Consider the following 17876-nt stretch of genomic DNA (forward strand, 5'->3'; position numbering starts at 1 on the left):
CACCATGGAAATCAACGAGCCCCCTGAGCAAGATCGCGATCTCTACAAATGGATCAAGCGCCTGCTGACCACGGGTGCCAGCATGGCGAGTGCCAGCCTGAAGCTTGTCTGGGTAGCGATGGCCTGCTCTGTCGCGAGTTGGGGGCTAGGTATTTATGTGCTGGGCTGGGATCGAGATTACCATTGGCTTCTCACCAGCGGGTATGGGCTGCTGGCGCTACTGCCGGTGCTCGTTCTAGCCTATTACCACTGGATGCTGAGCAGCCTGCGTGAAGCTCCCGCGCAGATTTCATCCATCAAAGAAACCATCCATCGCTTCCGTGAGGAACACCCGGCCGAGACCAAGGAGGTTCTGTCTCAGAAATTTGCATCCTTGGGAAAATGGCGCACCTACCGACTGATCGGCAAAGTTCTCAAAGATATCATTGCGAGTGCCGGTGACGTCTCAGGCATTGCTGGCAACATCAAAACCGTCTCAGCCATGGGGAACCCTGTGTTCTGGATCACCTTGGTATTTGCCGTCGTGGGATCGTTTCTTTTTTCCACCCTGGCACTGGTCTTATTTTTACTCATCCTGACATTCGGCTCATGACACATCGCCGTGAAATAAGATGACATGTGCATACGTAGATGCGAGACTGCCTGACGCAGTAGATGTCCATCATGTATAACCTTAGTCTCCTGAAAATAACCATGGTCTCCGCCCTTTTGGGATCGGCCACGTTATCCCATGCGGAAAAAAATCAGGGTTTGGACATCGGTCTCATTTCCGAAACGACCACTGTGGTTCCCGGTCAGCCGTTCACGGTGGGCCTGCACATTCATCATCACGAGGGCTACCACACCTATTGGCAAAACCCCGGCTCAGTAGGACTCGCGACGAAGATCGACTGGAAACTACCCGAGGGCTTCACCTCCTCAGACATTCGCTGGCCATATCCGGAGCTGACCAAAATGGCCTCCCACCCATGTCATGGTTACGAGCGCGATGTCACCCTGTTAGTTACGATCACCCCACCAAAAACCATCGCCGCCAAAGAGGTCACCCTCACCGCGTCCGCTGGATGGATGTGCTGTGCGAGCAAATGCCACCCGGGCTTCAAGGAGTTCACTTTGAACCTCAATGTCGGTGACCAAACCACCGCTGACCCCAAGGCCAAGAAGCTCATCGCAACCGCACAGCAAGAAATCCCCAAGGTCTCCCAAGCATGGAGTGCCAGCATCCTCACCGGCTCAAGTGATAAAACGATCCAAGTGAAAATTTCACCGCCAGCGGAAACTCCCGCCAAGGATGTCTATCTTTTTTCTTGTGACGGCCAGATTTCCTCCGATAAAGAGCAAAAGCTAAAAGTCCAGCCAGACGGATCGTGGTTGCTGAGTGTTGAGCGTTCTGAATTTTCTCCCGAGAACTCTAAGCGACTCACCTCAGTGCTCAAAGCCGGAGGACAATACATCCTCATCGATCCCAAATACTCTCAATAATCTCAACTCCGAACCCATCATGAAATATCTAATCCTGCTAGCTCTCAGCATCATGCCCCTATCTGCCCAAATTACATACGAAGGAACCACCGGCCCTGGAAAAGGGAAGCACATCGTCTTCGTGGCATCTGATCACGAATACCGCGCAGAAGAAACCTGCCCTGCCTTGGCTCGTATCCTTGCCAAGCACCACGGCTTCAAGTGCACCGTGCTTTTTGGAGTTAACGATAATGGAGAGATCACACCGGGCGCATCCAACATCAAGGGCCTTGAGGCACTGGAAAAAGCCGACGTCATGGTGATCTTCACCCGCTTCCTCAATCTTCCTGACGATCAGATGCAGCACATCGTCAACTACCTCGATCGTGGAGGCCCAGTTGTCGGATTCCGTACTTCCTCTCACGCGTTCAAGATCCCAGCCGACTCCAAATACGCCAAATACAGCTTCCAGTATAAGGGCAAGGACTACGAAAAAGGTTTCGGACATCAAATTCTCGGCAACACTTGGGTGGGCCACTATGGCAAAAACCACAAGCAAGGCACCCGCATCCAGCTCATCCCCGAGCAGAAAGACAACCCCATCCTCCGCGGAGTTAAGGACGGTGCCTTCTGCTACGCCGGTGGCTACAATGGTGTCGCCCGTGAAGGATTCACCGTGATCGCCAACTCACAGCCCATGGTCTCCATGGAAAAGGACGCTGAGCTTGATGCCAAGAAGCCACCAGTCCCCTGCACATGGACCCGCGAATACACTGCCAAAAACGGCAAACAAGGTCGCGTATTTCACTCCACTCAGGGTGCATCTGAAGACCAGTTAGACGATAACTACCGCCGCATGGCCATCAACGGCATCTTCTGGGCAGCAGGTCTGGAAAACGAAATCAAAGCCGATGCTGACATCAGCTTCGTGGGCAAATACCAGCCTAACACATTCAGAATGGGCGGTTACTCCAAGGGCATTAAACCTGCCGATTTGGCCGACTACGACACTGCGATCATGCCTAAAAAAGCAGACCCAGCACCTGCTAAAAAAAAAGGGCGCAAGTAGCACCAAAGGCTAAGGGGGACGCCAAACAAAAGCCCGATCAAGTCAAGACGCCAGAGCGGAATCCCGCTCTGGCTGATTTTTACATCAATCGCAAATCCTCGCCTAACCCTAAGGCGACCACAGCCGTAGCCACTTCGCTACCGCTCGACATCAAACCGGGCACCCGTGTTGCCCTCGTCGGAAACCTACTGTTAGACACTGAACGTCGTCAGGGACATTTGGAAACCCTGCTTCATCAGCATCTTCCCAAACACAAGCTGGAGATCCGCAACTTTGCCTGGCCGGCCGATGAAATCGACACCATGCCGCGCCCGGGCAATTTCGGCACCCTCGACCAACATCTGCTCTACTACAAAACCGATCTCATCATCGCCGCCTTCGGATACAACGAATCCTTTGAAGGCGAAAAGGGACTCGCCGCGTTTAAACAGCGTCTAGGCAAGTTCCTCGCACACATCAAAACTCGCGCCTACAACGGCAAGACTGCCGCACAGATCGTGCTGCTTTCCCCCGCCGCCAATGAAAACATCTCTGGCGTCAAAGCCGCGGATATGAACAACAAGAACATCGCGCTCTACACCGCCGCGATGAAAGATGTAGCCGATCAACATAAGGTGGCATTTGCCGACATCTTTACCGGCCACACTCCAAGCAAAGCGCAGCGCACCAGAAACGGCAACGCGCTCAACGCCCACGGCCACTCCGAGTTTGCCAAAGCCGTTTTCCAAAAACTCTTCAACGCAACACCGCCAGTCATCAACGAAGACCTGCGCACACTCGTCGTCGATAAAGCCACCCAGTTCTTCTACCGCTACCGCCCGCTGAACACCTTCTACTACGTCGGCGCTCGTAACAAAGGATACGGTTATCTCGATTTCCTACCCGCCATGCGCAATTTCGATCTCATGGTGGAGAACCGGAACAAAGCCATCCACGCCACCGCTGCCGGAACTCCGACCAAGCCGGACGACTCAAAACTACCGGAGTTGGAACCCGTCAAACTCGCACGCGGTGCGAACGAATTCATGTCCGTTGCCGATGAGCAAAAGGCCTTCAAAGTCGACCCCCGCTTCGAGGTCAACTGCTTCGCCTCCGAGGAAGATTTCCCTGAAATGGCCTGCCCCATTTCCATCCGCTGGGACGCCCGTGGCCGTCTCTGGGTTTCCACATCCACCACCTACCCACACGTTTACCCCGGCCAAAAACCATCGGATAAAATCATCATCCTCGAAGATACTGATCAAGACGGCAAAGCCGACAAATGCACCACCTACGCTGAAAATCTGCACATCCCCCTCTCCTTCGTGTTGGATGGAAAAGGCGGCGTTTATTGCTCCGACGAACCGCACCTTCTCTACCTCCAAGACACGGACGGAGACGACAAAGCTGACACCCGTGAGATAGTCTACACCGGCTTCGGCTGCGAAGACTCTCACCACGCTCTACATGACCTAGCCTGGACACCCGGCGGCGAACTCATGTTCCGCGAATCCATTTTTCAACACTCCCAAGTAGAAACCGCCTACGGCCCTGTTAGGGCAAAAAATTCATCCTGGTTCCTCTACCGCCCAGCGAACAAACAACTCCTAACATTCGGTTCCTACCCGAATACCAACCCTTGGGGAGTCACCTTTGACAAGTGGGGCAATCACGTCGCCTCCCACCCCGTGTTCGCCAGCACCTTCCATGCTACCAACCCTGCCTACCCTCGCGGCGATAACAAAGCCGGATCCGGATTCCAGCAAGAGCCCGGACAACACCCCAAAGCCAACGGCATGCAGGCCTACTCCGGTGTCTGCGGTCACGACTTTGTCGATTTCCCATTCTGGCCCAAGGAAATGCAAGGCGGCTTCATCAAGAACCGCTACAAACCGACCAACAACGTCGAGTTCCACACATGGACGGAAAAGGCGGATCACTTTGAGGAGAAAAAACAATTCAACCTCATCTTCTCCACCAACCTCTCGTTCATCCCCGTCGATCTGAAGTTCGGACCACGAGGCGCTCTTTATATCAGTGATTGGTATAACCCCGTCAAAGGCCACGCGCAATACTCACTCCGTGACCCTCGCCGCGACCGCAAAGCCGGCCGTATCTGGCGCGTTGTGCCAAAAGGTGCCAAACTCGCCGACGCTCCCAAGATCGCCGGAGCTTCCATTCAGGAATTGTTAGAACTTCTCAAGTCTCCTCAATACCGCATCCGCACATGGGCAAAATGCGAACTCCGCGCCCGCGACCACAAAGAAGTCGGTAAAGCCCTCACCAGCTGGACTTCCAAGCAAACTGACACCCATCACCTTCTCGAAGCTCTCTGGCTTTTCCAAGGCATTGGTCAACCGAACCTTGAGTTGTTAGAAAAACTCACTCAGTCGGATAACCATCTGGCTGCCGCTGCCGCCTTTGGTCCACTGCGTTTCTGGCATGCCGAATTGCCCAAGGAAAAGGTTAGCTCACTCCTGAAGTCAGGAGTCAGCCACTCCTCCCAGCATGTCCGTCGCGAAGCAGTGATCGGAGCGAGTTATATCGGCACTCAGGAAGCATTTGATGCTATCCAGCACGTGCTCACATTACCCGCCGGCACCCACTTGGCCTACGCCATCCGGACAAGCTTCAGCTCCGCCGCCCTGCGCCCGTTCTGGACGAACGAGACCAAGCAAAAGCTCAACTCACTCGGCAAGGCAGCGAAAACCGCACCTAAAGAAAAAATCAGTCGCGCCGACCAGCAATTCGATAAACAGAAAAACCTGCAGACTGTTAAAATCGGTGCGATCCCCGAACGCATTCAGTTCACCATTAACAAATTCAAGGTCAAAGCCGGAGCTCCTGTGAAACTGGTCTTCGATAACCCTGACTTCACTCAGCACAATATCCTCATTCTAGCCCTCGGCACCCCCATCCAAGATATCGGCATGGCGGCGAACGAAATGGCCAAAGACCCGGAGGCCGCCAAAAAACATTATATCCCAGACGACAAACGTATTCTCCATCACAGCAAATTGTTAGAACCCCACACATCAGAAACGCTGCGATTCATCGCACCCAAAAAACCAGGCAAGTATCCTTTCGTCTGCACCTTCCCTGGTCACTGGACCATCATGAAGGGTGAGATGATTGTGGAGTAATCAAGCGACCGCTTGATACAGAGAAAACACTCAATGCCCTAACACGAGCGCCATCAGCCCCACCCTGCCTTTGACTTGAAATTTCTTATATAACCCCCGCGCATAGTCATGGACCGTGTGCATGGAAAGTTTCATTTTATCAGCAATCTGGCTCTCTGACATCTCCGTCAAAAGGAGCCGATAAGTTTCTCGCTCTCTCTTACTCAAGGGAGTTGTGGCTCTGATCACGCCGTGCTCCATCAGCAAGCGCTTGTGGAGTTCCGTGGACCCGGTCATTGCAAGGTACAACACATTTTTCTCCACAGCACTAAACGCCTCGGAATCAGCCGGCCGGTCGAACACAAGACAGGATTCACAGTCATCTGTTAGGTAATACAGTCCCATCATCCTGTCTCCTATACCATAATATGAGAAATACTTTTTCGGCAGCCAGCTATCTGCCCAGTTCAACTCTGGATCAAGCTCAGCGCTGATATGGACCCGACTTTTCCCAAAGTTATCTAAGACCGTCTGACTGAGTGGATCCACACCCTCTTTTCGGGCATGCATCAGCCAGCGGTTCATTACACCATTTAAATTCTTACTCTTCGACGTGTACACAGCGGCCACTGGAGCCCAGCCGCCGAGCTGTTCTAAAATTACCGCATAATCATCTGCCGCTACCCGCCGAGGATTGCTCTTGAGTTTTTTCATCGCCAGCCACGTGCCGGAATGAGCACCTAATATTTTGCACATTGTGTTGAGGAAATGAAGCATCGCCTCCTCACTTTGATAAACTGGATATGAAGACACTGATGCCCATAGATCACGCAATTGATCTATCGACTCAGATTTATCACTGTCACCACCTATATCTAACATGTCCAAAATAGATCGTATGACATAGGATATCTATATTCAAGTCATTTCTAACACATAAACGTATACCGTTCGTCGTAAGTTGGTTATGAATTTATAAATATAAATTCGCCCTCAATCCCCCTTGATAGGGGGGTTGTCACAATGCCGGGTCATGATATCCTACGGACTGTGTGTTAAACCGACAATTTACCGTGTGGCCGCTGAGAGTGTTTCTTATGTGTGTGTGACATCAGAATACAGTATAACTGCCCGCAAGGGCTAGGCGGCCATGCGGTAACCACACTCCCCTACACCAGTGACCTGATTCACTTCCTCGTAAACTTGTAGGCCCTCTATTTCACATCAATCCGCACGCTCCGCTGCCCTGCTTTCAACTTGCGTTTTCAGCGGTCATGAACGAGTGTCACGGCCATGACTCAGCGCACGTGGCTTCTCCTTTTTCTTCCCCTTTTTTTGAATCTGTCGGCTTTCGGACAGAGCTATTCTCCCAGCAGGGAAACTCCTCCTGTCGTCACCCGGGAATTCCGTGGAGCGTGGGTGGCGTGTGTCTATAATATCGACTGGCCAAGCCGCAAAGGCCTCTCAGCTGCAGCTCAGCAGGCAGAACTGCGCGGCATGCTTGACCGGATGGTGAAGCTCAATCTGAATGCGATGATCTTCCAAGTGCGCCCCCATGCGGATGCGGCATACAACTCCAGCATGGAACCATGGAGTCCGTGGATCAGCGGCACCATGGGACGATCACCCGGCTATGATCCGCTGGCCTATTGTATTTCCCAAGCCCACGCACGCGGCATTGAAGTGCATGCTTGGTTCAACCCATTCCGAGCGCTGCCGAATGCCGCCATGCCCACATCGGCGAAGCATGTCACCCGCACCCATCCATCGGTCATTCGAAATTTCAAATCCTACAAGTGGATGGATCCCGCCAGCTCTTTTACTCGTCAGCGTGCCCTGTCGGTGATTTTAGATGTTACCCGCAGGTATGATGTCGATGGCATTCACATTGACGACTATTTTTACCCGTATCCAGATGTGGCAGCGAATGGTCGGGCCAAACAGCAGTTTCCCGATGGCAAAAGCGAAGCTCAGCGAAGAAGCTACGTCGATACCTTTGTGCGCGATATGTATGCTTCGGTTAAAAAAACCAAGCCGTGGGTGCGAGTCGGCATCAGCCCATTCGGAATCTGGAAACCCGGAGTTCCCAGCGGCACTACTGCCACCATCAACGCCTATGAGCACCTCGCCGCTGACTCACGCAAATGGCTTGCGAATGGCTGGTGCGATTATATGTCGCCACAGCTCTATTGGCGCGTAGCCGGACCACAGAGCTACACGCTGCTGTTAAACTGGTGGCGGGCTCAGGGAAGCCGACCCGTTTGGCCGGGGATCGCGACCGCACGCATCAACAGCACAGAAGACCCGGGCAGACCAGCCTCTGAAATTCTCAACCAGGTGAAACTGTCTAGAACCATCGGGCGCAACTACGCCGGCCACGTGCACTGGAGCATGAAATCGCTGAATCAAAACCGGGGTGGTATTTCCACGCTGCTTGGTAAGGAAGCTTACACCACCGCCGCCCTGGTGCCTCCAATGCCATGGCTCAGCCAGGCCAAGCCACATACTCCCATCTTGAAGGCGGGCACTACGCGAAGTGGGGTTCAGGCCAGCTGGAGTCCTGTGCGTGGCGCTGCCAAATACGCCATTCAAGCTCGCTACGGACGGATCTGGCATACCGTCAAGATCGTGCCCGGATCAGTGAATAGTATCATCCTCAGCGGCACCCCAAACGCGATCGCGATCAGCTCCGTCGACCGATACGGAACCACCAGTACACCAAGTGTGGTAGCCCGCTAAGCGATTGTAGTCAGGATTTCGACAGCCTTCTTTTAGACCTTCTAAGCCGTGTGAGGATGCCTCAGATATAAGACTTTACGCATGTGTGCTCTTCATGCTAGCATCAACGGATCATTCCTCTGACCCAACACACAGCATGAAGTCCGTTCGCCTATTCGTCATTTCCAGCTCTTTGGTCCTTGCCGCTTGGCTGGGCGCCTCGTTCTTCTCACAAGTCAAGACCCCTGCGACAGTTTCAGAAGGTGCCGCTGCCACCTCATCAGCTGATCACAATGCTGACGGCACGGATGAAAACAAAGCACCTTTACCGGTCGCTCACGTTAAATAAGCATTTTCATACTGATTTGGATGCCGCCGGGAAAACTCCCGGCGTTTTTAGCATTGGGGTGTTCAAAAAAATTTGAACTTTGGATCGAGTCTTGCTAGGTTCGACTCCATGAACGCACCTGATTGTCCGTCATCTGGCGTAAGTGCCATTGATGAGCATTTATTATCCTTTTTTCAGGACGGGGTCCGCATGCTCGGACTGCCCAAGTCGTTAGGTGAAATATACGGAGTCCTCTTTGCCTCCCCCACTCCTCTCACGATGCATGATCTGGTGACGCGCCTGGGCATCAGTAAAGGCTCGGCCAGCCAGGGGTTGAAAACGCTGCGCACTCTCGGAGCAGTCCGCGAGGTGGACTATAAGGATGATCGGAAAACGTATTTCCAAGCCGATGTTGAATTGAAGAAGCTCGTGGGGGGATTCATCCGCGAAGAAATCCGGCCACATCTTCAGAGCGGTAAACACAAGCTTCAGAATTTGCACACTGAGGCACAAAAAATCGACGACCCTGAGCTTCGTGAATTTTATGATGAACGCATAGAACGCCTCGAAAGATGGTCTCGGAAAGCCAACCTCGTGTTACCGCTGCTGCAAAAGTTCTTGGGAGAATAAACTGATCGTGTTACCCCACCCGCCCAAGACCCCATGTCAGACCCTTTAGAAAACGACGATCCACCTGCCTGGTATTGTGTGCGCACCAAATCAAAGCGTGAGCATATCGCCGCCAAAAGTCTGAGGCAGCTGGAGGGAGTGGAAACGTTCTGCCCGCGCCTGCGCTATCGCAAAGCGACCCGCCGAGGCAAGATCTGGTGGGTGGAGGCGATGTTTCCCGGCTATATTTTCGCCTTTTTCTCACGTCGCGAAAATGAACGCAACGTGGTCCACACCCACGGCGTGATGACGCTACTTAAGTTCGGAGATTACGTGCCGGAAATACCCGCCAGCTTCATCGCCGAGATGTGTCGACTGATGGAAGAGCAGGAAAGCGTGGAAGACGACACCCTGACGCTGCAGCCTCAGGTCCGGCCAGGGGACGAGGTGGAAATCGCCCACGGCCCGATGCAGGGCATGCAGGGAAAGGTCATCGAAGTGCTACCATCCAGCGAGCGCGTCAAGCTGCTGATCGAATTCCTCGGCAACGACCAAGTCATCGACGCCGATCTGTTTTCGCTGTTGCTACCAAACAAACCACTGCCGGAGTAGAGCGTAACGGGGAGCGCCGTGTCTCTCTGTCACTGTTTACTCCTCAGCAACAACAACGGAAAAGCTCCACATCACACGCCGTTCAGGTCTGTGGACGAAGGGCTCCGGGACACCTACTTCGACTACAGCCACGGCAAGCCCGTCGCAAAAGACGCCACCGCGCATTCAGCGGCAGCAAGCTCCAGAACGTCACCTACGCGCTGCCGCTCAAAGAATACAAGCCCAACGCGAAATACACCCTTCGCGCCACCGCCAATGGCGTAGGCGCCACCGAGTCCCACGGCGAAGTCAAAATGCGCGCGGCCGAGTAAATAATCCCTTATTGACGGATCACCCATCGTATCTTATCCATCTGGTTTTGATTCACCACGTTTCACTGGACTTGGATACTCACTTTTCACTCCCCGCCTAATAAACCTACAAGTCACACTATGAAAAATACATCATGCGCAGCTTTCCTCGTAAGCCTTGCTCCACTCAGCCTGAGTGCCGCTACGCTAACGATCGACACCGTCAAGCCGACCACTGACATCGTCTCACAAAATGACAACAGTGGCAGTTTCACCACAGCCTTCGTTGACGGCGGTGCTTCGTTCAGCCGACGGGGGCAAACGTTCAACGTCGATGCAAACACAGGGCCTTCTTACCAGATCACCACGCTGACTGTGCAAACTTTCGAAGACCAAACCTTCGGCGGTGGCGACGAGTCCATGGCTTTGGAGATCTTCGCTTGGAACCCCTCAGGCAATGGCAATACCCTAACTTCCTGGAATATGGGGGACGGTGCCGGTGACGGTGACACCCTCGACGGCACCGGAATGACTACCATGTTCTCGGGCACATTCGATCTATCAGCGCACACAGCCAACGACTACTATCATATCAACTTTATTCCCGGTGAAGTCACCTTCCAAGAAGACACCGCCTACGCATTCGTGTTCACCTATCTCGACAGCGACTTCGCCAGCACCACTCCAGCCGATAGCCCTAATTTCATCAGGTTCAATGTCTCCGGTGGAAATGCCTACACCGATGGTTTGCTGCTTAACACCAGCGATACGACTAACGGTTCAGTAGCGGCGCAAGACTTCACATTCTATGTGCAGGGTGTCGCGGTTCCCGAGCCTTCGTCACTTGCTCTCCTCGGCCTCAGCTCTCTCGCTCTACTGCGCCGCCGCAGGTAAATGGCAATCGCGACTTATTCTTACCTAAAACAGAATACTTACTTTTCTCCACACAACACGAAAAAAAATCCGCGCTGGAAAACTCCGACGCGGATTTTTTGGCGGTTGGGAATTTCAAATACTTTAACTTAACGGCGGCGGCGCAGGAAGAAGCCAAGGCCGGCAAGGCTAATGAGCGCTGTTGCAGAGGGTTCTGGAATGGCCGTGGTAGAGATACTCACGTTGTCGATGGTGGCGACATGCGTGCCTGCTCCGGTGACTTTGCGGATATCGATCCAGATGTTGTCACCGCTTGTAGCACCACTAAAGCCATTGAAGACAAAATCATGATCTTCAGAATCATAGGTTGTGACACTGTTGTCGAAGTCGTAATGGTAAGACAATTGGCCAAGTTGGGTCAGCCCTGCCGATGCAATGTCTGTTCCCGTGCCCGGAGTGAACGCTCCGGTCTGAGCGTAAACGGTAACTTGGAGATTGAAGTCCCCAGTGGTACCTCCGCTCACCCTTTCGAACCCGGTAACGGACACAGTCATGGTCGCTTCGTTGGTATACGCGCCCAAATTTTGATAGATGTAATTCGAGGTATTGGCGAGGAGAGCCACATTACCCCAACCGGTTTGACTAGTGCCAATAGCGCCGCTCCGGTATTGTCCATTGAATGCGGTGTTGGAGCTGTTAAGGATCGCATCTCCGTTGAAAGTCGCGGTTGTATTCGACTCATACCAGTCCGTTCCGGCCGGCGTAGTACCTACGATACGGTCACTGTAAAGGTTGGCACCGCTGCCATCCTGATAGGCCACTTGGGATTCGAAGTCTCCATTGAGTAGAGACAACGCGGCATGGCTCGTGGATGCCAAGGCAACAAATGACAATGTGGTGGTTGCCAAGTGTTTAATTGACTGAGGGGGCAGTATCTGTTTCATAAATTATTGGTTATCAGAGAATAAGCGAGTTATACGAACCGCTTGCAAAGTGTCAATTTTTATTGTTTCGGCAACTCATTTAGCACATTAGGAAATTCAACGGTCGCCAAAGCCCTAGCGCGTTAAATCGCTGGTTGCGAGTTTAACTACTCCGTCGTAAAACAGCTGGCGGGCAGATCGGTGGTATTGGTGAGGTTAGCTCCAGTCGGCACGGCATTCCAGGCGTAGCGGGCGTGGACTGGCTCGGTCACTTGGTCGCTGGTGAGAACTATTGTATCACCTTTGATCTCTGCCTTGGCCGAGTGCCACTTTCCATCCTTATCGGATAGCTCGAAATGCTGCAACGGCTTCTCATCGCTCGCCTTCAGACCTTTGGCGTGCTTGAAGCTGAGCACCAGTGATGAGCCGTCGACCTTGCTCGACTGATAGAGCGGCCCGGAGACTATGACATCGGATTTTCCGTAGTCGTGGTGCAGAGCCCAGCGCGCGAGACGCTCGCCAACGTCCTTTTTGTTAGGCGGGTGGATGTTTTTCAAAGAGCTGACATCGGTGATCACCGCCATGCCGGTGCCGGGCACCATGTCGAGCACACGCCGCTGCTGGTCCTGCACGGTGACCCACATTTGTTTCTTCGGTGCATGGTAGGCGGCCAGCTGGACATAGTAAAAGGAGAAGTCCTTGCCCCATCGCGCGCGCCAGTCTTTGATGAGAGTTTCCTGCAGCTTGGCATAGAAATGACTGCTGCCCCCCTTGGCGTTACTCTCGCCCTGATACCAGAGTGCACCGCGGATGCCGTAGCCCACAAATGGAGCGACCATACCGTTGTAGATACTGCAGACGTAGAAAGGGTTGCGACCTGGGTCGTTCGGTTGCCTGGGCGGCTCGGGCTTTTTCCCCTGCTTGTTTTGTTCCCATTTTTTCAGGGCATCGGCATGGCTTTCGAAAGCCGCCTGGTAGTTGGCCTGTGCCTTTACGAAGTCTGGGCCTGCCAGCACTTTGAGCTGAGGGCCGAACATTTTTTTGGCTTCCGGCAAGTTCTCGAGCGCCTCCCGGCTGATGAAGCTCTGGATGGTCTTGCCTCCCCAGGCGCACTCGATGACACCGACCGGCACGTCGAGTTCCGCCCGCAGCTTGCGGGCGAAGTTGTAGCCCACCGAGGTGAATCCACCGGTGTTTCCTGGCTTGGTGGCTTTCCATGAGCCGGGTAAATCGGTCTGCGGATATCCACGGGCGATGTTGGCGCTGACGTAGACGCGCAACAGCGAATCGTTGGCGGTATTGGCCTCGAGTTTACTAGAGGTCTTATTGACTGTCCACTCCATGTTCGACTGGCCGCTGGCAAGCCAGACCTCGCCCACCAGCACATCGTTGATGACTTTCTTCTCCTTGGCCGAGCTGATGGTCAGTGTCTTGCCGGTGGTGTCGGCCTTGAGATTTTTAAAGGTGAACGACCACTTGCCCTGTTCGTCGGAAGTCGTGCTGAGAGATACATCCCCAAAGGTCGCCTTAAGCTCGGTGCCGGGGTCCGTCTTTCCCCACACCTTGGCGTCGCCTTCACGCTGGAGCACCATGCCATCGGAAAAGAATGCGGGAGTTGAGATCTCAGCTCGAACCTGCAAAGCGCCGAACAAGCATGCCAGATGAAGACCTAAATAAACGGCGGCGACTGAGAAACGACGTCCAGTGATCAGTAAAAAGGAGCGATGAAGCATGACGGTGTTATAGGAGCTGTGTAACGCGTGCAATGCGGGAATTCTTTCACCTGATGAAGGACTCCGGTTAGGAAATATCATCCAGCTCTGAGCGTGGCCGGACGATTAGCGGTGGACACCAATCCGATAAAACTGCTTCGACTCTCCGTCCGTCTCTACCGGCATGTTGAACTCCCCTGCTGATGCCGGCTCGATGAATGAGTGAACGCGCGTCCAGTTAATCAAGTCGTCTGATTTTTCGATCATGTAGCGCCGTTCGTCTGCGGTGGTCCACGACAAGTCCACCATATCACCCGAGGGAGGGGCGGCCGTGAAGCCGACTCCGTCGCTTACCAGTGGATCCGTATCCCAAGCATATTCGGTGGCATTGTCCCAGCCGTCGTGATCATCATCGCCTGCGGGATCCTGCCCGGTCATGCCTTCTCCCCAGTGGTTTTCTTCCCAATCATCATCCAGCCCGTTGCCATCATCATCGGTCAAGGGCAGTGTGAGCATCACCTTGGCAAAGCGCGTGCCCATGCCCACTTGGCCGGCCGTATTGAAGTGCAGATTGTCGCTCAGCAGCGACAGGTCATTCGTGTTCACGAGGCCGACCCAGCGGTCGGCTGCCGCCACTGCCGCCTGGGCGTCCTGGACTTTTTGCAGCTGAACTGCCGGAAGATCGGTCTGCCCATCTGAGAGCTGACCAACGACAAAGGGAAGGTCGGCACCGTAGGTAGCGCGCACATCGGCGATGAAGTTGTTCAGATTGGTCTGATAAGCGTCCCCCTGCTCGTTCCTGGCATCATTCTCACCCTGCATCCAGATCATGCCTTTGATACTGATCTCTGAGTTCGGGTAGAGTATAGCCAAGTCACTGAGTGCGGAGTTGACGGTGTTCTGGAAGCTAACATACTCGGCGCCATCACCCACGGTGGTTGCGTTGCCGCCCGGCGCCCAGTCTATAAATAAGCTGGAGCCCCCCTTGGCATACTTGACCAGGGCGATGCGCGTCTCCTGCGAGCCTACCTCTTCATGCAGGATCCGCCCGAACAGGACCTCCGGCCCGAGGCCACCATTGTTGCCGCTGCCAGGCTGCAGGGCTATCCATGACTTAGTCGTCAAGGAACCCGATCCGGCAGACGGCTGATCATATCTGAAAAGCACCTCGGCAAGCGGGGCCTGCAGTTCACTGGAAAGACCGGAGGTAGCACCCAAACCAAAACAGTTCGACTGGCCTCCGAGTAAGTACACCACTATTTTTTCAGGCCCGAAGTTGGGATCCACCTGAACCAGCGTCACGGTGGAATTGCCGTTTGCAAAATCATCTGTGCGAACCAGCTTGAACCCCTCGTGGACCTGGGTCTCGGCACCGTTGGCCGTGCCGGACCAAGTCACCGTTTGGCCCCGGAAACCGAAAAATGTTAACTCATTTTTGAACTTATCCAGATAAGGTGCCTGCTCGGCTGCAGAAATACCGGATACATTGATGGTGTCTCCCGCCTGCATGAACTCGAAGCCAATGCCGGAGTTGGCATTACCTACCGAGCGGAGAGAATTGTTCCAGTCGCTGATATTGATGCTCCCCCCGTTCAGTCGGAAAGTTCCCTGGGTCGCGGAGGTATTGACGTTGGTGCTGAGGTAAGTGCCTGAATCGTTCAGGTTCAGCTCGCCACTGATATTGACACTCACCGCACCGTTGTTACTCAGCCGGATGTCACCATCAAGAACGAGTTCTACGGTTCCTCCGTCCTGAATATCGAGCGTGCCAGAGGTGATGGTGAAAGCCGAACCCAGCGCTGCGTTCAGACCCGACCCCACAGTGAGATTGTCGCTACCAGTTGGACCCTGATTTGGATTCCAGTTATCGGCAGCATACCATGCGGAGTTGGCGGGATCACCATCATCCCAAGAAAGGGATGCTGCATGAGTACTGACGGCACAGAGAAGGCCCAGAGAGAGCATTGATATCGTCTTTGCCATGTGTGCAATTATTTGATCGTAAATAATATACGCCAACTAAAGAGAAGCCGACAGGGTGTCAATTTTATTTAAATTGCGCATCAGTGCATGAAAACACGACTTTTGCTCACACAGACAGTGCCTATATTCATGGACGTTCCGTCCCTTGGCTTGACTCTACCCCTCCATAAGTCTGCGCACATACCATCTATAACACGTCGAACTGCAGTGGCCTCAGACCAGCCAAACACCTGCCTCGCCTAATTGCGGATTGATTTCAGCCTCAAATATGGCACGATCTGCTACATAATGATGCCGTTTCTGCGAAGACAGTCATGCGGATCTATTTATCTTGGCAGATGGTCGTCTAATTCCTGTGGTGCCGTGCACTGGTCGATCACTTGACGTGACGGTCGTCAAACCACCTCATATAAGCCAAAATTATGAAAACCACCAACACTTCCCCACTATTGGCCACCCTCGTAGGAGGCTCGTTGATGATTGCCAGCCAAGCATCGGCGACCGTCGTTGCTACCGAAAACTTCGACAGCTACACCAGCTCCTCCCATCCCAGCTACCCCACCTCCTCCGAACTCGATGGTCAGGGAGGTTGGGTCATGAGTTCAAATGGCACCCATATCCGCGACGACCTGACCAACGGCTCCCTCTCCGGCAACGTAGCTTACAACAATTCAGCCACCGCAGGAGTCGGTTACCGCGACGATGGCGGACCCTATCTGTCTGCCAGTACCACATCAGTCGTTTTTGAAATGACCGGAAGAGTTGGCAATAACCGCTTCTCCCGTGCTGGAGTTGGATTTAATGATGGCGGAACTTTCAGCCAAGGCGTCCTCATGGGTGCCGGTGCCGCCTCTGGCTTCATCGTGTATCTTGGACCCAGTTTCACAGCGGTGGCATCGTCCACCGATGGTTATGCAACCGCAGCGGGGGCCAATGTTCTCGGTGTGGTCGATATGCGCCTCACCATCGATTTGGTGAACGAGCTGGGCACCTTCGAATACAGCCTGAACGGATCCACCTGGCTCACCCCGAGCGGCATGAGTGATTTCGACATGTCCGCTCTGAACACCAGCGCCACGGACGGTACCAACTGGCTGAACTGGGACAGCCTTAGCCTGCGCAGCATCCGATCAGGTGATATCACAGACAACCTGGCATTCAGCGCGGTGCCCGAGCCCAGCAGCGCACTACTCGGCCTGATCGGCCTCAGCATGATCCTGCGCCGTCGCCGCTAAAGACAACGCCACACGATTTGCTTTCACCTCAAGCCGCTTCCATGAGGATGGAATCGGCTTTTTTCCGCCCAATTGAAGAGCGTCTCTGACATGGGTGCTGGCAAATGCCTCGACGCCCCTCGGTTCCACCTGAACAATCTCAGCCGTATATAAACTCCCACCCATCACCAGCATGCTAAACCCCACTATGAAATCCCGCACCATTTACGCCCTACTTCTTACCTTCGCGCTAGCCGCCCCGGCCCACTCAAACCCCACGCCCAACCCCCTGGCCGTGCCGAAGGACGATGCCAACACACCCGGCGCCGGCCCCATCAGCGGAGGAAAGATGTTCAACAGCCTCTGGTTCCGACTCCGGAAAAGCTGGGCCACACGCGTCGAGCAAGACAAGGGCGCAATCACCTTCCTTGGCGACTCGATCACGATGGGCTGGAGCCCGTCTTTCCGAGGTGCGTTCAAGGGGTACAAAACCGCCAACCGAGGTATCTCTGCTGACACCTCACGCGGGGCGCTCTACCGGATGGACGGGGACGTGCTCGCCCTGGACCCCGCCGCCATCGTCATCCTCATCGGCGTCAACGACCTCGGCAGGGACACCGAGCCGGAAATCGTCGCTGGCAACGTCAAACTGATGCTCGATAAGATCAAGGCCCACAACGATAAGACCCCGGTGATCCTCTGCTACATCATGCCCAGCGCTCCGAACAGGAATGTCCCCAAGGAGAAGGCGCAAAAACTGAATAACATGTATGCCGGGTTCGCCAAGAAATATCCACAAGTCACCACCCTGGACACCTGGACGCTTTTTGCCGATGAAAACGGCGGCCCGAAGAAAGGAATCCTCAAAGACGGCATCCACCCTAACAGCAAGGGCTATTTCCTCTGGAGAGGTGCGCTGCTAAACAAATTCGCCGAACTGAAATTGGAAAAAATCCAACCTGCGAAAAAGCCGAAGCAATAGA

General features: G+C 54.0%; 15 protein-coding genes. 11 read left to right on the forward strand and 4 right to left on the reverse strand.

What is annotated here, in order from left to right; translation table 11 throughout:
- The first annotated feature begins 4 nt into the window (after positions 1–4).
- The 4 genes from ACSPJT_RS10035 to ACSPJT_RS10050 all read left to right on the forward strand — a co-directional run bounded on the left by ACSPJT_RS10035 (position 5) and on the right by ACSPJT_RS10050 (position 5652).
- Complete coding sequence (locus tag ACSPJT_RS10035) at positions 5–592, forward strand: hypothetical protein (protein ID WP_435892409.1); 588 nt, start codon at positions 5–7, stop codon at positions 590–592.
- A 71-nt stretch (positions 593–663) separates the two neighbouring features.
- Entirely contained in the window at positions 664–1482 is an 819-nt protein-coding gene (locus ACSPJT_RS10040; protein ID WP_435892410.1) for a protein-disulfide reductase DsbD domain-containing protein, read from the forward strand.
- Between the two features lie 19 nt (positions 1483–1501).
- The gene (locus ACSPJT_RS10045; protein WP_435892411.1) at positions 1502–2530 is read left to right on the forward strand and encodes a ThuA domain-containing protein; all 1029 of its coding nucleotides are present in this window, start codon (positions 1502–1504) and stop codon (positions 2528–2530) included.
- Between the two features lie 218 nt (positions 2531–2748).
- Complete coding sequence (locus ACSPJT_RS10050; protein WP_435892412.1) at positions 2749–5652, forward strand: PVC-type heme-binding CxxCH protein; 2904 nt, start codon at positions 2749–2751, stop codon at positions 5650–5652.
- A gap of 30 nt (positions 5653–5682) precedes the next feature.
- Here ACSPJT_RS10050 and ACSPJT_RS10055 read toward each other — a convergent pair whose 3' ends face one another.
- Positions 5683–6513, reverse strand: coding sequence for a helix-turn-helix transcriptional regulator (locus tag ACSPJT_RS10055; protein WP_435892413.1), 831 nt, complete (start codon positions 6511–6513; stop codon positions 5683–5685).
- Positions 6514–6966: 453 nt separating this feature from the next.
- Between ACSPJT_RS10055 and ACSPJT_RS10060 the strand changes: the two genes are divergently transcribed.
- The 5 genes from ACSPJT_RS10060 (at position 6967) to ACSPJT_RS10080 (ending at position 11082) form a co-directional block, all read left to right on the forward strand.
- A complete protein-coding gene (locus ACSPJT_RS10060) occupies positions 6967–8370 on the forward strand; it encodes a glycoside hydrolase family 10 protein (RefSeq protein ID WP_435892414.1) in 1404 nt (467 codons plus the stop codon).
- A 136-nt stretch (positions 8371–8506) separates the two neighbouring features.
- Entirely contained in the window at positions 8507–8698 is a 192-nt protein-coding gene (locus ACSPJT_RS10065) for a hypothetical protein (RefSeq protein WP_435892415.1), read from the forward strand.
- A gap of 108 nt (positions 8699–8806) precedes the next feature.
- Positions 8807–9307: a GbsR/MarR family transcriptional regulator gene (locus ACSPJT_RS10070; RefSeq protein ID WP_435892416.1), complete on the forward strand. Its 501-nt coding sequence runs from the start codon at positions 8807–8809 to the stop codon at positions 9305–9307.
- Positions 9308–9340: 33 nt separating this feature from the next.
- Positions 9341–9898, forward strand: coding sequence for a transcription termination/antitermination protein NusG (gene nusG / locus ACSPJT_RS10075; protein WP_435892417.1), 558 nt, complete (start codon positions 9341–9343; stop codon positions 9896–9898).
- 431 nt (positions 9899–10329) lie between these two features.
- Positions 10330–11082 carry a PEP-CTERM sorting domain-containing protein gene (locus ACSPJT_RS10080; RefSeq protein ID WP_435892418.1) on the forward strand — a complete coding sequence of 251 codons (753 nt, stop codon included), beginning with the start codon at positions 10330–10332 and terminating at the stop codon, positions 11080–11082.
- 128 nt (positions 11083–11210) lie between these two features.
- Here ACSPJT_RS10080 and ACSPJT_RS10085 read toward each other — a convergent pair whose 3' ends face one another.
- The 3 genes from ACSPJT_RS10085 to ACSPJT_RS10095 all read right to left on the reverse strand — a co-directional run bounded on the left by ACSPJT_RS10085 (position 11211) and on the right by ACSPJT_RS10095 (position 15679).
- Positions 11211–12005 (reverse strand): PEP-CTERM sorting domain-containing protein, encoded by a 795-nt coding sequence (locus ACSPJT_RS10085; RefSeq protein ID WP_435892419.1) that lies wholly within the window; start codon positions 12003–12005, stop codon positions 11211–11213.
- A 146-nt stretch (positions 12006–12151) separates the two neighbouring features.
- Positions 12152–13717: a sialate O-acetylesterase gene (locus ACSPJT_RS10090; protein WP_435892420.1), complete on the reverse strand. Its 1566-nt coding sequence runs from the start codon at positions 13715–13717 to the stop codon at positions 12152–12154.
- Between the two features lie 105 nt (positions 13718–13822).
- Positions 13823–15679, reverse strand: a complete 1857-nt coding sequence (locus tag ACSPJT_RS10095) for a sialate O-acetylesterase (protein WP_435892421.1) — start codon at positions 15677–15679, stop codon at positions 13823–13825.
- A gap of 422 nt (positions 15680–16101) precedes the next feature.
- Here ACSPJT_RS10095 and ACSPJT_RS10100 point away from each other — a divergent pair, with 422 nt between their 5' ends.
- Together ACSPJT_RS10100 and ACSPJT_RS10105 are read left to right on the forward strand one after the other, a co-directional pair.
- Positions 16102–16914, forward strand: coding sequence for a hypothetical protein (locus tag ACSPJT_RS10100; protein WP_435892422.1), 813 nt, complete (start codon positions 16102–16104; stop codon positions 16912–16914).
- A 187-nt stretch (positions 16915–17101) separates the two neighbouring features.
- Complete coding sequence (locus ACSPJT_RS10105) at positions 17102–17875, forward strand: GDSL-type esterase/lipase family protein (RefSeq protein WP_435892423.1); 774 nt, start codon at positions 17102–17104, stop codon at positions 17873–17875.
- The last annotated feature ends 1 nt before the right edge of the window (position 17876 follow it).

Source organism: Oceaniferula spumae, from assembly GCF_042849255.1.
Taxonomy (GTDB): Bacteria; Verrucomicrobiota; Verrucomicrobiia; order Verrucomicrobiales; family Akkermansiaceae; genus Oceaniferula; species Oceaniferula spumae.

Coding starts and splice junctions, on each gene's coding strand:
- ACSPJT_RS10095 (WP_435892421.1), bottom strand. CDS start 15,679: ATGGCAAAGACGATATCAATGCTCTCTCTGGGCCTTCTCTGTGCCGTC.
- ACSPJT_RS10100 (WP_435892422.1), top strand. CDS start 16,102: ATGAAAACCACCAACACTTCCCCACTATTGGCCACCCTCGTAGGAGGC.
- ACSPJT_RS10090 (WP_435892420.1), bottom strand. CDS start 13,717: ATGCTTCATCGCTCCTTTTTACTGATCACTGGACGTCGTTTCTCAGTC.
- ACSPJT_RS10105 (WP_435892423.1), top strand. CDS start 17,102: ATGAAATCCCGCACCATTTACGCCCTACTTCTTACCTTCGCGCTAGCC.
- ACSPJT_RS10085 (WP_435892419.1), bottom strand. CDS start 12,005: ATGAAACAGATACTGCCCCCTCAGTCAATTAAACACTTGGCAACCACC.
- nusG (WP_435892417.1), top strand. CDS start 9,341: ATGTCAGACCCTTTAGAAAACGACGATCCACCTGCCTGGTATTGTGTG.
- ACSPJT_RS10065 (WP_435892415.1), top strand. CDS start 8,507: ATGAAGTCCGTTCGCCTATTCGTCATTTCCAGCTCTTTGGTCCTTGCC.
- ACSPJT_RS10070 (WP_435892416.1), top strand. CDS start 8,807: ATGAACGCACCTGATTGTCCGTCATCTGGCGTAAGTGCCATTGATGAG.
- ACSPJT_RS10035 (WP_435892409.1), top strand. CDS start 5: ATGGAAATCAACGAGCCCCCTGAGCAAGATCGCGATCTCTACAAATGG.
- ACSPJT_RS10045 (WP_435892411.1), top strand. CDS start 1,502: ATGAAATATCTAATCCTGCTAGCTCTCAGCATCATGCCCCTATCTGCC.
- ACSPJT_RS10080 (WP_435892418.1), top strand. CDS start 10,330: ATGAAAAATACATCATGCGCAGCTTTCCTCGTAAGCCTTGCTCCACTC.
- ACSPJT_RS10040 (WP_435892410.1), top strand. CDS start 664: ATGTATAACCTTAGTCTCCTGAAAATAACCATGGTCTCCGCCCTTTTG.
- ACSPJT_RS10055 (WP_435892413.1), bottom strand. CDS start 6,513: ATGTTAGATATAGGTGGTGACAGTGATAAATCTGAGTCGATAGATCAA.